The following is a 12817-nucleotide window of genomic DNA, read 5'->3' as shown; positions in this document are numbered from 1 at the left end:
CGCCCGAGCCCGGTACCGCCCCGCGTTCTCACGAACGGCACTTTCGTTCAAACCTAGTGATCGAAAGTGCCGTTCGTGAGACATGGGGGCGTCAAGCAGGGCGGGTGCCGGTGCCGGGAGTTGTGCACATGCGGTGGAGGTTGTCCACGGGAGCGGAACCGGTGCGCGGTGACGAGCGGTTCCTCGCTCACGATCACCGTGTGCCCCGCCGCCGCGACGACCACCCCTCCGACGTCCGTGCTGCGCTCGGCGGGCGGCCGATCGTCAGGGTCGCCGAGCTGGAGGCGATCGGGGTCGATCGCCACGTCACCGCCTACCGGTGCCGCCCGGGCGGGCCGTGGCGGCGGTTGCTGCCCGGGATCGTCAAGCTCGACAACGGGCCGCCGACCCGGGACGACCGTCGCCTCGCCGCGCTGATCTACGCCGGCGACGGATCCGTGATCACCGGGCTCGACGCCCTGCAGCTGCACGGGATGCGCCGGATGCCGCATCCGAGCGGACCTGTCCACGTGCTGATACCCACCGGCCGGCGCCGCGTCGGTGCCGGCCGGGTGCTCGCGGAACGGACCGAGCGACTACCGGAGCCGGCGGCGGGCCGCTGGTCACTGGCACCGATCGCCCGGGCTGCTCTCGACTTCGCCCGCCGATCCTCCGACCGCGACGAGGTGCGGGCGACCATCGCCGAGGTCGTGCAGCAGGGGCGATGCTCCGCCGCCGACCTGTGTGCCGAGCTGGAGGCGGGGAGCAGCCGCGGGAGTGCGTTGCCGCGCGACGTTCTTCGCGAGATCGCCGACGGAGTGCGCTCGGTAGCCGAGGCCGACGCGCGCAGGCTGGTGGCCCGAAGCGGGTTGCCGCAGCCGTTGTACAACCCACGCCTGCTCGACAAGCACGGCCGCTTCGTCGCCGTCCCGGACGTGTGGTTCGACGAGGTCGCGCTGGCCTGGGAGATCGACTCCCGGGAGTTCCACCTCAGCCCGGAGGAATACGACCGCACACTCGACCGCCGTTCGGCGATGATGGCCGAGGGTGTGATCGTCATGCACAGCCAGCCCAGGAAGCTGCGCCACCGCCGCACCGAGATCGTCGACGAGCTGCGGCGCAACTACGCCCAGGCCGCCCTCCGGCCCCGCCCCGACGTCGTCGCCGTGCCCGAGTGAGCTACCCGCGTTTGTGACGAACGGCACTTTCGTTCAAACCTAGTGAACGAAAGTGCCGTTCGTGAGGAAACCGGAGCGAAGGAGCGAGGTCAGGAGGTGATGTCCTTGCGGCTGAAGCGCCATGCCGCCAGCGCGCCGAACACCGCGGCGTAGGTGATCGCGGAGAACACGCCCCGGGTCATGTCGCCCCAGTCCACCTGCTGTGAGAGCAGCGCCGACCACGCGGTGCCGTAGTGCGTGGGCAGGTAGTTGCGCAGGTTGTCCAGCGCGGTGATCTGGTCGAGGATCTGCGACACGATCGAGGCCATCACGGCCCCGCCCACCGCGCCCAGCGGCGCGTCCGTGCTCACCGACAGCAGGATCGCGAGCCCGGCGACCCAGCTCAGGTTCACCGCGATGTACAGCGCGCCGAGCAGCACCCGGCCCGCGGCGGTGGCGAAGCCGAGCGACTCGCCGGTCGGGCTGACCAGATCGCCGGTGCCGTAGGCCAGGCTGCCCACGATCAGCGCGACGACCGGCAACAGCAGCAGCGCGGCCAGCGACAGCAGCGCGGCGACGACCGCCTTCTGTCGCAGCAGCCGGGCCCGCGGGATCGGCGCGGCGAGCAGGTAACGCAGGCTCGACCACGACGCCTCGGCGGCCACGGTGTCGCCGAAGAACAGCGCGACGACCACGACCAGCAAAAAGCCCGCCGAGGCGAACAGCGCGAACACCGAGAAGTTCGTCGCGCTGCCCTTGGCCAGGTCGACCAGGTTCAGCGAACCGGTGGGTGGGCCGTCCGAGGACAGCTGGAACGCCGCCCAGAGGATCACCGGCAGCAGGGCGACCAGCGCGAAGGCCACCTGGGTGCGGCGTCGCTTGAGCTGGCGGACCAGCTCGACGCGCACCGGGAGGGTCCGCTCCGGCCGGTACCCCGTCGTGGGGGTGGTAGCAGCGCTCACGGGGCCAGGTCCTCTCCGACGAGCTGCAGGAATGCGTCCTCGAGGCGGCGCCGGGGTCCCGCCGACTGCACCGCGACCCCGGCCGTGACCAGAGCCTGCACCGCGGACGCCCGCGGGGTGCCGTTCAGCTCGGCGTGCACGAGGGTCCCGTCGACGGCGACCTCGCGCACCCCGTCCAGCGCCGCCAGGATCTCCGCCGCGCGGTCCGGGGCGTCGACGCTGAAGCTGGCCGCCCCGCCGCCGGCGATGATGTCCTCGACGGTGCCGTCGGCGACCACCTTGCCGTGGTGCATGACGACGACGTGCGTGCACGTCTGCTCCACCTCCGCGAGCAGGTGGCTGGACACCAGTACGGTTCGCCCGTCCGCGGCGTAGCGGCGCAGCACCTCGCGCATCGCGTGGATCTGGGGCGGGTCGAGCCCGTTGGTGGGTTCGTCGAGCACCAGCAGCTCCGGCAACCCGAGCATCGCCTGCGCGATCGCCAGCCGCTGCCGCATGCCCTGGCTGTAGGTGCCGACCCGGCGATGGACGGAGGCGCCGAGCCCGGCGATCTCCAGCGCCTCCTCGACGTGTGCCTCCGCGATCGGGCGCCCGGTCGCGGCCCAGTAGAGCCGCAGGTTCTCCGCGCCGGACAGGTGCGGCAGGAACCCCGGTCCCTCGACGAACGCGCCGATCCGGGCGAGCACCGGGGCGCCGGGCCCGACTGGTTCGCCGAAGGCGCGGATCGTTCCCGCGGTCGGCGTGATCAGCCCCATCAGCATGCGCAGCACCGTCGTCTTGCCCGCGCCGTTCGGTCCGAGCAGGCCCAGCACCATGCCCTTGCGCACGGTGAACGACACGTCCTTGACCGCGCTGAACCCGCCCTTGTACGTCTTGGCCAGCCCGTGGATCTCCAGCGGCGACTCCGGGTCGCCGGCGCGGTCCAGGGTGGCGCTGCGGCGGCGCACCAGCCGTGCGCCGGCCCAGGCCAGCAGCGCGAGCAGCAGCACGACGCCGATCCCGATCAGCGGGACGAGCGGCACCGTGTTCGCGGTGACGGCCCGGCCCGGGACGACCGGCACGGTGAGATCGGCCGCGCCGTCGGCCAGCCCGATCCGCCACACCGCGGGCTGGGTCGCCGATGCGTATCCCTGATCGGTCGTGCTGATCGACACGACCAGCCGGTCGCCCGCCTGCACCGGGGCGACGACGCCGGGCAGGGTCACCGTGACCCGGGCCGGGGTCCCGTCGGCGGGAACTGCCACCCGCATCGGCGCGACCGCGTTGCCCAGCAGCGTGCGGCGGCCGTCGGGAGCCAGGTCGTAGACCTTGCCGAACAGCACGGCCTCGTCGGCCGCGGGCTGCCCCGGCACCCGGGCCACGGTCACGTCCACCCGCGGGGATCCGGCCACGGTCACCTGCGCGGGCAGCGGTTCGCTGCGGAACTGCGCCGACTGGCCGGGTAGCTCGGAGGTGAACGCGGACAGCCGGCTGCCCAGGCTGCCGAGCGAGCCACCGATCCCGGGCAGCGTCGTGATCGCCGCCGGGTTGCCGCCCGCCGGGTTCACCGCGATCTGCGGGGCGCCCTGCAGGGCGACCCGCTGGGTGCTCAGCGCCGGGTCGCCGGGCAGCCCGGGGTAGGCATCGGCGACGACGGTGCGGCCGGTCGGGGTGTCCCCGCCTGTGCGCACCCCGCTCTGGACGGCGTAGGAGAACCCGGTGCCGGGAGCGGCGCCCTTGCCGGTCAGGTAGTAGTCGAACCAGTCGTCGATCTGCGCGTCGACGGCAGCGTCGGGGGCGCCGCCGTCGTGCCCGCCGGAGTACCAGATGGTCTTCACCGTGCCGCCGGCTGCGGCGATCTGACGGGCGTTGGCGTCGGACTGGTCGAGGCCGAACAGGGTGTCCTGCTCGCCCTGGACCAGCAACGTCGGAGCCTTGATCCGGTCGGTGACCGAGGCCGGGGACGAGCGACGCAGCAACTCCGCGGTCGCGGGGGAGATCCGCCCGGTGGTCGCGGCCTCGGTGTAGGCCTGGCAGACCTGCGCGATGAACCGGCCGCAGTTGAGCGGGCCCGCCGCCGTCGCGGGACCCGGGCCATCCCGGCCCGCGCCGGGCCCGGTGCCGCCTGCCGCGGCGCCGCCACCGGTGAGCGCGGCCGCCGGGTCGGCGCCGGCCGGCCCGCCCCCGGCGGTGCCCGCGCCGCCGGTCCCGGCGGAGAAGAAGATGCCCGCCCAGCCGCGCTTGAACACGCCGTCCGAGCCGAACGTGCCGTGGGCGGGGGTGTCGTCCGGCGGGGCCTGCGGGGTCGCGGTGTTCGGGAACAGCGCCTGGCCCAGATCGTTCCAGGTGATCACCGGGGCGATCGCGTCGACCCGATGGTCGTAGCCGGCCAGCAACAGTGACAGCGCCCCGCCGTAGGAGGCACCGGTGACGCCGACCCGCGGGTCGTCCGGGCCGTCCTGCACCACCTCGGGCCGCTTGCCGAGCCAGTCGATGAGCTGCTCGGCGTCGGCGACCTCGTAGTCCGGCGAGTTCAGCGCGATCTGCCCGGTGCTGGCCCCGAACCCGCGGGCCGACCAGGCCAGCACGACGAACCCGCGGGCGGCCAGATCGCGGGCCTGGGCGTCGACGGACTGCTTGCTCCCGCCGAAGCCGTGCGCGACCAGGACGGCGGGCGCGGGCGTCGTCGCCGGCAGGTAGAGCCTGGTGTCCAGGCTGACCGGTCCGGCGACCCCGGGCCCGCCACGGACCTCGATGCGCTGGTCCTCGGTCCGCACGGCGGTCGCGGTGTCGTTGCCGCCGACCGCGGCCCACGTGGCGCCACCGGCCAGCAGAACGAGAACGATCACGGCCGCGACCACGCGGGCAGGGGTCAACCGGGGGCGTCGGGGCACACGACGACGTTATGCGAGGCCGGGTGCGGTCTCGGTAAGCGACCCTCAGCCAGTTCTCAGCGCCCGGGTGGCGCGCCGCGGATCGATCAGATGATCACTGTGCGGGGACGTCGGAGAAGTGCTCGACCCGCGGGTCGCCGTCGAAGTAGGGCCCGATCAGCGCGCGCCACCGGCCGAACCGGTCGGACTCACGGAAGTCGACGGTGTGCGCCTCGAGACTGTCCCACTCCACGAGCAGCACGAACCGGCTGGGCGACTCGATGCCGCGGGTCATCCGGGCCGAGCGGAACCCCGGCGTTGCCGCGAGCAGTTCCCGGGCCGAGCGGTAGGCCGCGGCGAAGTCGTCCTCGGTTCCCGGACGGATGGCGAAATCGGCGATCTCCAGCACCATGCGGAGATCATCGCCTATGCGATGAACTCGGTCACCCCGGGTAGCGGGCCCGAATGGTGAGGGTCCAGACTGGGCGAGCACCGCAGGGGAGTATCCCGCTCGTGGTGGCATCGTCAACACGGCGCCCGGTCCTTACCGGAACGGGCTCCCGGTGCCACCGGTCGGCGTGACGGCAGTAGCGACATCGCCAACGACATTGCCGCCGACGGGAGAGACCTCGGGCCGCTCAATGCTGCCCGAGAAGCCCCCGGAGGCCCTCGCATGACCGTGCCCACGTGGCTGTGGTTCGCCACCATCGGCGGACTCGTCGCCATCATCCTCGCCGACCTGTTCCTGGTCGACAACAAACCGCATGCGGTGACGATCCGCGAGGCCACCCGCTGGGTGCTGTTCTACGTCGCGCTCGCGGTGGTGTTCGGCCTGGGCATCTGGCTGTTCGCGGGCGGCACCTACGCCGGCGAGTTCTTCGCCGGCTACATCACCGAGTACTCGCTGTCGGTGGACAACCTGTTCGTCTTCGTGATCATCATGGCGACGTTCAAGGTGCCGGCGATCCACCAGCACCGGGTGCTGCTCATCGGGATCGTCATCGCGCTGATCATGCGCGGCGCCTTCATTGCGATCGGCGCCGCCGCGATCGAGCGGTTCAGCTGGGTGTTCTACCTGTTCGCCGCGGTGCTGATCTACACGGCGATCAACCTCGCCAGGCAGGGGACCGACCACGACGAGGAGTTCACCGAGAACCGGGCGCTGCGGCTGCTGCGCCGGATGCTGCCGGTGACCGAGGACTTCCTCGGCTCCAGGTCGTTCGTGAAGGTCGACGGCAAGCGCTGGGTCACCCCGATGCTCATCGTGATGTTCGCGATCGGCTCGACGGACCTGCTGTTCGCGCTGGACTCCATCCCGGCGATCTTCGGCCTGACCCAGGAGGCCTACCTGGTCTTCACGGCCAACGCGTTCGCGCTGATGGGGCTGCGCCAGCTGTACTTCCTGCTCGGTGGCCTGCTCGAGAAGCTGATCTACCTGTCCTACGGGCTCGCGATCATCCTCGGCTTCATCGGTGTGAAGCTGGTGCTGCACGCGCTGCACGAGAACTCGCTGCCGTTCATCAACGGCGGCGACCCGGTGCCGGTGCCCGAGGTGGGTATCGCGGTCTCGCTCAGCGTCATCGTCGGCGTGCTGGCGATCACCACGGTGGCCAGCCTCGTCAAGGTGCGGCGCGACCCCTCGGTCGTGCCCGGCACGCCGGTCCCGGCCGTGGCCGCCGGCGACGACACCGCGGCGGCCGTCGGCGGCGCGGAACGCGCCCCGGCCGGCACCGGCGGCGGCCGGCCGGCCCGGCGCCGCGACGACGCCGACCCCACCGGCTGACGCCACGACCGCTAGCCCGGGGGCCCCTCGAGATGGTGCAGCGTGACCTCGCCGAGCCGCCCGCCGGCGATCTGTGCGGTCATCCAGGTGTGGGTGGGCTGGCGGCGCCGGTCGGTCGGTGAGCCCGGGTTGAGCAGCCGCAGCCCGTTGTCCGCGGTGGTGTCCCACGGAATGTGGCTGTGCCCGAACACCAGCACGTCGGTGTCCGGGTAGGCCCGCGCGCAGCGGCGTTCCCGGCCGGTCGCGGCGCCGGTCTCGTGCACCACCGCGAACCGCAGCCCGTCCAGCTCCACCCGGGCCACCTCGGGCAGCCGGGCCCGCAGCTCGGGGCCGTCGTTGTTGCCGTGCACGCCGACGAGCCGCGGGGCCCGGGACTCCAGCGCGTCGAGCAGCTCGGCGTTCACCCAGTCGCCGGCGTGGACCACCACGTCGGCCTCGTCGACGGCCGCCCACAAGGGGGCGGGCAGGTCGCGCGCCCGCTTGGGCAGATGCGTGTCCGCCATCAGCAGCAGGCGCACGACCGGTGTCCGCACGGTCAGCGGACGTCCAGCAGGTCCACCACGAAGATCAGCGTCTCGCCGGGCTTGATCACGCCGCCGGCACCTCGGTCGCCGTAGCCCAGCTGCGGCGGGATGACCAGCCGGCGGCGGCCGCCGACCTTCATGCCTTGCACACCCTGGTCCCAGCCCGCGATGACGCGGCCGGCGCCCAGCGGGAACTGCAGCGGCTGGCCGCGGTTCCAGGACGCGTCGAACTCCTCGCCCGTCGAATGGGCCACGCCGACGTAGTGCACGCTCACGTTCGACCCGGCGGTGGCCTCGGCGCCCTCGCCGACCTGCAGGTCCTCGACGACCAGGTCGGCCGGCGGCGGTCCGTCGATGGGGTCGATCTCGGGCTTCTGCGGTGCCACAGGGTGTCCTCTCGCCGGTGAATCGGATGGTTCGGGTCCCACAGCGTGCCAGACGATCTCCGGGGTCGCCCCGTCCCGGGGGGCGGACTCCCGGGTCGCGGGGCGGCCGCGGAGGCCATAGACAGGTGCCATGATCGCCGCTACCGCCACGGTCCGCTCGCTGCACCGCGTCCCGGCGAAGCCGATGCAGGCGAGGAACTCTCGGTGCACCGCAGCGACGAACCCGGCGTCGACGGCGCGCTGCCCCGGTGTCGATCTCGCCGTGCTGCACGTGCTCAGCACTCACGGTCACCATGCCCACCGTGCGGTGTGTCATGACGACCCTGGGTCAGGACGGCCTGCCCGAGGACCGCGACACCCTGCGCACCATCGCCGAGCACAACCGCCGCAGCATCGAGGGCATGGGGACCTGGGCCTGCGCCGTGGTGTACGCGGACGTCGACGGCGGCGGCACCGCGCGCCGCGGCGACGTGCTGCGGGCCGCCGGGTGAGCGCCCCGCCCGCAGCGATCACGGGGCCGGCGGCGCCGGTGCGTCGAGCGCGTCGCGCAGGAACTCGACCTGCAGGAGCAGCAGGTTCTCCGCGACGACCTCCTGCGGCGTCATGTGCGTGACCCCGGACAGCGGCAGCACGCTGTGCGGGCGCCCGGCCGCGAGCAGCGCCGAGGACATCCGCAGCGTGTGCGCGGCGACCACGTTGTCGTCGGCCAGGCCGTGCACCAGCAGCAGCGGCCGGTTCGGGCGGTCCGCGGTGGCCGGTGTCGCGGCGTCGTCGAGCACCGACGAGTGGCGATAGGCCTCCGGATCGGTGTCCGGCCGGCCGAGATACCGCTCGGTGTAGTGGGTGTCGTAGAGCGCCCAGTCGGTGACCGGCGCGCCGGCGACGGCGGCGCGGAAGACATCCGGGCGGCGCAGTACCGCCAGCGCGGCCAGGTAGCCCCCGAACGACCACCCGCGGATCCCGACCCGGTCGAGGTCGAGGTCGCCGAACCGGTCCGCGGCCGCGTGCAACGCGTCGACCTGGTCCTCCAGCACCGGTGTAGCCAGGTCGCGGTACACCGCACGCTCCCACTCCGGGCCCCGACCCGGCGTGCCCCGCCCGTCCGCGACCACCACCGCGAAGCCCTGCTCGGCGAACCACTGGCTGGTCAGGTAGGCCGACCGGGCGGCCAGCACGCGCTGGGCGTGCGGACCACCGTAGGGGTCCATCAGCACCGGCAGCTTCTGCCCGGGGCGGTGCCACGACGGCAGCAGCACCGCGGTCCGCAGTTCCCGGTCGCCCGCCGTGAACAGCTCCACCCGCGGTTCCAGCCCCGGTCGCCGGGCGAAGGAGGTGATCGTCAGCTCCGGCCCCTCGGCCGGGCGGACCCGCACCGCCGGGCCGTCGGAGTCGAGGTCCTGCTCGCTGACGACCAGCGTCCCGCCGCCCAGGCGCCCGCTGAACACGCCCGGTTTCGGGGTCAGCGACACCACGCCGGCCGCCCGCGACCAGGTCCAGAGCCCGATCGCGGTCGGGTCCTCCGACGCGCTGAACAGCACCGTGTCGCCGTCCACGTCGAGCAGCCCGCGGAACTGCAGCGACGGCGGCGTGACCGGCTCCCCGTCGACGACCAGCCGGTGCGCGTCCTCGGAGTCCGCGGCCCACACCAGTTCGCCACCGGGCAGCCGGGCCGGTACCCCGGGCAGGATGTCCACCCAGCGCGGATCCGTCTCGGCCACGAGGGGCGTGGTCGCGCCGGTCGCGGTGTCGACGCGCAGCACCTGCAGCGTGCGCTGGTCGCGGGCCTGCACGGTGATCAGCAGGTCGGTGGCGTCCCAGGTCACCTCGACCAGGTACTCGAATGCGCCGGTGTCCCACTCGACCGGGACCCGGGCCCCGTCCAGCCCGATGATCTGCAGCGTGACCAGCGCGTTGGGGGTGCCGGCCGCCGGGTAGGCGACGGTCGCGGGCTCGCGGTCGGGGTTGGCCGGGTCGGCGATGTGCCAGCGTTGCACGGGCGCGTCGTCCACCCGCGCGACGAGCAGCGCGTCGCCGTCGGGGGACCACCAGAACCCCCGCATCCGGCCCATCTCCTCGGCGGCGATGAAGTCGGCGAGCCCGTAGGTGACGGTCTCCGACTCGGGCTCGGCCAGCGTCGTCGTGACGCGCGGCGCCAACTCGTGCACGTGCACCCCGCCGCCCGAGACGTAGGCGACCCGGGTGCCCGTCGGGTCCGGCCGGGGGTCGACCACCGAACCGGGGGAGTCGACGAGGCGCGGGGTGAGCCCGGCCGCGAAGTCGGCGACGTAGAGCCGTCCGGACAACGCGAACGCTGCCATCGTGACCGGCCGGTCGGTGGCGTAGCCGACGATCCCGCCGGCCTGCTCCCGGGTGCGCTCGCGGCGGGCGCGCTCCTCGGGCGGCAGGTCCTCCTCGGCCGCTGAGCCGTCGAGCGGGCCCTCGAGGTCGCGCGGGTCCGCGACCAGCCGTTCCTCCCCGGTCGCGACGTCGAGGGTCCACAGGCAGGTGACCGGGTCGGTGCCGCCCTGGCTGCGCAGGAACACCACCCGTTGCCCGTCGGGCGCGACCGTGAAGCCGCGCGGCGCGCCGAGGGTGAACCGCCGGGTCCGGGCCTGCCTGCGCGGGAAGCTGTCCGTCACGGTGGACCAGTCTGCCGCTGCCGCGGCCCACCCGCCGGGGCAGGAGGTGATCGACATCTGATCGACGGCGTCGACCGGCGACCCCACGGCTGCGGCAGGCTCGTGACCAGGGCAGAGCAGGACGTTCTTTCAGCCACTGAAAGTCGGGGTGCCGGGCACGCCGGTGAGCGTGGTCACCTGGGTCAGCACCCGATCCGACCCCGCCACCACGCAGGGAGACCGCAATGACCGCCTTCGTCCGGGACCAGTGGTACGTCGCGGCGTACGCCTCCGAGGTGGGCCGCGACCTGCTGGCCCGCACCATCCTCGGCGAGCCGATCGTGCTGTACCGCACCAACGACGGGCAGGCCGTCGCGCTGGCCGACCGGTGCGTGCACCGCCGGTTCCCGCTATCGGAGAGCCGGCTCGTCGACGACACCATCGTCTGCGGCTACCACGGCTTCACCTACGGCACCGACGGCGCGTGCGTCGCCGTCCCGGGCCAGAAGCGCATCCCGCGCACCGCCCGGCTGACCTCCTACCCGGTCGTCGAGCAGGACTCGTTCGTCTGGGTCTGGATCGGTGACACCACACCCGGCGAGGTGCTGCCGCCGCGCGCGCCGTGGCTGGCCGACCCCGGCTACGCGACGGTCTGCGGGATGGAGCCGCTGGCCGCGCGGGCGTCGCTGCTGGTCGACAACCTCATGGACCTCTCGCACGAGACCTACCTGCACGGCGGCTACATCGGCACCCCCGAGGTGGCCGAGACCCCGATCACCACCGAGGTCGACGACGAGGCCGGCGTTGGTCTACGTCAGCCGGCACATGGACGACACCGAGTGCCCGCCGTTCTACGCGAAGTCCACCGGCCTGGCCGGGCGGATCACACGCTGGCAGGACATCGAGTTCCACCCGCCGTGCCTGTACCTGCTGCACAGCCGGGTGGCGCCGGTCGGTGTGCTGCCGAACGCGGACGGAACCGACCCGGACGCCTTCCACGTCGAGGTCGTCTACGCGATCACCCCGTCGACGGAGAACAGCACCTACGACTTCTGGGCCGTCGCCCGCGACTTCGCCCAGGACGACGCCGGGGTGTCGGAGTTCCTGCGCGAGTCCAACCGGACCGTGGTGCTGCAGGACGTGGACGCGCTCAACGTCCTGGAGAAGGTCATCGCCACCGAGCCCGGGGGCTATCAGGAGCTGAGCATCAACATCGACACCGGCGGGCTGGCCGCGCGCCGGATCCTCGCCCGGATGGCGCGCGCGGGTGACCCGGAGGCGGTGCGGTCGTGACGAGTGCCGACCTCGGGGCACCGGCGCGGATGTTGCGCGGCGAGCACGTGAACCGCGTGCTCTGGCTCCCGGGCACCGACGTGCTGCGCGGGGCCTGCTTCTGCGGGGCCGAACGCGACGCGGAGGACCCCGTCGAGCTGTGGGAGTGGCTGATCGCCCACCCCGACCATGGCCGCGCACAGGGGAGGAACTGTGGCCGGGGCTGAACTGGACCTGGTCGTCGAGCGCGCCCGGCCGGCGGCCGATGGCGTCGTCGAGCTGATCCTGCGCGCGGCCGACGGCGCCGAGCTGCCGGCGTGGGAGCCCGGCGCGCACGTCGATCTCGAACTGCGCCCCGACCTGGTCCGGCAGTACTCGCTGTGCGGCGACCCGGCCGACCGCACCCGCTGGCGCCTCGGTGTGCTGCGCGAACCCGGCGGGCGCGGCGGCTCCGCGTTCGTGCACGACGAACTCGCCGACGGCGTCAAGGTCCGCGCCCGCGGCCCGCGCAACCATTTCGCGCTGCACGACGCGCCGCGCCACCTGTTCATCGCCGGCGGCATCGGGATCACCCCGATAGTGCCCATGCTGGCCGCGGCGGGGAACGACTGGCGGCTGGTCTACGGCGGGCGCACCCGGGCGTCGATGGCGTTCGTCGACGAGCTCGTCGCCGCACACGGCGACCGGATCGACATCCGGCCGCAGGACGAGACCGGGCTGCTCGACCTGGACACCCTGTTCGCCGACCTCGACGCCGGCAGCCTCGTCTACTGCTGCGGGCCCGAAGCGCTGCTGGCCGCGGTCGAGGAGCGGGTGCCGGCCGGGCGACTGCACGTCGAGCGGTTCGCGCCGGCGGAGCTCGCCGACCCCGTACGCGCCGACGACTTCGAGGTGGAGCTCGCCCGGTCCGGGCTCACCCTCACCGTGCCGCCGGACCGCTCGATCCTGCACACCCTCGAAGACGCCGGGATCACGGTGCTGTCCTCGTGCCAGGAGGGCACCTGCGGCACCTGCGAGACCGGGGTGCTCGCGGGCGAGCCGGACCACCGGGACTTCCTGCTCACTCCCGACGAGCGGGCGGCGAACGACACGATGTTCATCTGCGTGTCGCGGTCCTGCTCACCCCGCCTCGTGCTGGACCTCTAGGGCCTGGCGACCGTTCCCGCGCACGAGCGTGCCGGCGCCGTTCAGGCGGGCTTGATGTTCGCGTTGTGGTGCAGGACGTTGCCGGGGTCGTACTCGGCCTTGATCCGGGCAAGCCGGTCGTACTTCGGGCCGTACGAC

The 12817-nt window shown here is 73.1% G+C and carries 12 protein-coding genes and 1 pseudogene; 6 read left to right on the top strand and 7 right to left on the bottom strand.

The annotated features are described in order from the left end of the window. Positions 1-200 precede the first annotated feature (200 nt). The gene (locus HF526_RS33365) at positions 201-1157 is read left to right on the top strand and encodes a hypothetical protein (RefSeq protein ID WP_169385647.1); all 957 of its coding nucleotides are present in this window, start codon (positions 201-203) and stop codon (positions 1155-1157) included. A gap of 89 nt (positions 1158-1246) precedes the next feature. On the opposite strand, the gene HF526_RS33360 is transcribed toward HF526_RS33365, so the two are convergent. The 3 genes from HF526_RS33360 to HF526_RS33350 form a co-directional block, all read right to left on the bottom strand. Beyond that, on the bottom strand, positions 1247-2098 hold the full coding sequence (locus tag HF526_RS33360; RefSeq protein ID WP_338051930.1) for an ABC transporter permease: 852 nt from the start codon (positions 2096-2098) through the stop codon (positions 1247-1249). Further along, positions 2095-4926, bottom strand: a complete 2832-nt coding sequence (locus HF526_RS33355) for an alpha/beta fold hydrolase (protein WP_169385646.1) — start codon at positions 4924-4926, stop codon at positions 2095-2097. The genes HF526_RS33360 and HF526_RS33355 overlap by 4 nt, the downstream gene beginning before the upstream one ends. A gap of 139 nt (positions 4927-5065) precedes the next feature. Next, positions 5066-5362 (bottom strand): antibiotic biosynthesis monooxygenase family protein, encoded by a 297-nt coding sequence (locus HF526_RS33350; protein ID WP_169385645.1) that lies wholly within the window; start codon positions 5360-5362, stop codon positions 5066-5068. A gap of 261 nt (positions 5363-5623) precedes the next feature. Between HF526_RS33350 and HF526_RS33345 the strand changes: the two genes are divergently transcribed. Further along, positions 5624-6733, top strand: coding sequence for a TerC family protein (locus HF526_RS33345; protein WP_169385644.1), 1110 nt, complete (start codon positions 5624-5626; stop codon positions 6731-6733). 11 nt (positions 6734-6744) lie between these two features. Here HF526_RS33345 and HF526_RS33340 read toward each other — a convergent pair whose 3' ends face one another. Together HF526_RS33340 and HF526_RS36010 are read right to left on the bottom strand one after the other, a co-directional pair. Continuing rightward, positions 6745-7251, bottom strand: a complete 507-nt coding sequence (locus tag HF526_RS33340; RefSeq protein ID WP_169385643.1) for a YfcE family phosphodiesterase — start codon at positions 7249-7251, stop codon at positions 6745-6747. Positions 7252-7268: 17 nt separating this feature from the next. Continuing rightward, positions 7269-7643, bottom strand: coding sequence for an FKBP-type peptidyl-prolyl cis-trans isomerase (locus tag HF526_RS36010; RefSeq protein ID WP_338051929.1), 375 nt, complete (start codon positions 7641-7643; stop codon positions 7269-7271). Between the two features lie 314 nt (positions 7644-7957). On the opposite strand from HF526_RS36010, the gene HF526_RS33330 reads away from it, so the two are divergent. Next, a complete protein-coding gene (locus HF526_RS33330) occupies positions 7958-8134 on the top strand; it encodes a hypothetical protein (RefSeq protein ID WP_169385642.1) in 177 nt (58 codons plus the stop codon). A gap of 18 nt (positions 8135-8152) precedes the next feature. On the opposite strand, the gene HF526_RS33325 is transcribed toward HF526_RS33330, so the two are convergent. After that, a complete protein-coding gene (locus HF526_RS33325) occupies positions 8153-10282 on the bottom strand; it encodes a S9 family peptidase (RefSeq protein WP_338051928.1) in 2130 nt (709 codons plus the stop codon). Between the two features lie 224 nt (positions 10283-10506). Here HF526_RS33325 and HF526_RS37225 point away from each other — a divergent pair. The 3 genes and pseudogenes from HF526_RS37225 to HF526_RS33310 all read left to right on the top strand — a co-directional run bounded on the left by HF526_RS37225 (position 10507) and on the right by HF526_RS33310 (position 12679). Continuing rightward, positions 10507-11554, top strand: a pseudogene (locus HF526_RS37225) (aromatic ring-hydroxylating dioxygenase subunit alpha). Then, a complete protein-coding gene (locus HF526_RS33315; RefSeq protein ID WP_169385639.1) occupies positions 11551-11760 on the top strand; it encodes a hypothetical protein in 210 nt (69 codons plus the stop codon). Before HF526_RS37225 ends, HF526_RS33315 begins: the two are co-directional and overlap by 4 nt. Continuing rightward, positions 11747-12679, top strand: a complete 933-nt coding sequence (locus HF526_RS33310; protein WP_169385640.1) for a PDR/VanB family oxidoreductase — start codon at positions 11747-11749, stop codon at positions 12677-12679. Before HF526_RS33315 ends, HF526_RS33310 begins: the two co-directional genes overlap by 14 nt. A 41-nt stretch (positions 12680-12720) precedes the next feature. Here the strand turns inward: HF526_RS33310 and HF526_RS33305 are convergent. Then, the coding region (locus HF526_RS33305; RefSeq protein WP_169384838.1) for a BBE domain-containing protein at positions 12721-12817 on the bottom strand (97 nt) is incomplete at its 5' end.

This window comes from Pseudonocardia acidicola (assembly GCF_012911935.1).
GTDB classification, from domain to species: Bacteria; Actinomycetota; Actinomycetes; order Mycobacteriales; family Pseudonocardiaceae; genus Pseudonocardia; species Pseudonocardia acidicola.
Note: the sequence above shows the minus strand (reverse complement) of the source record. Positions and strands in the feature narration are given on the sequence as shown.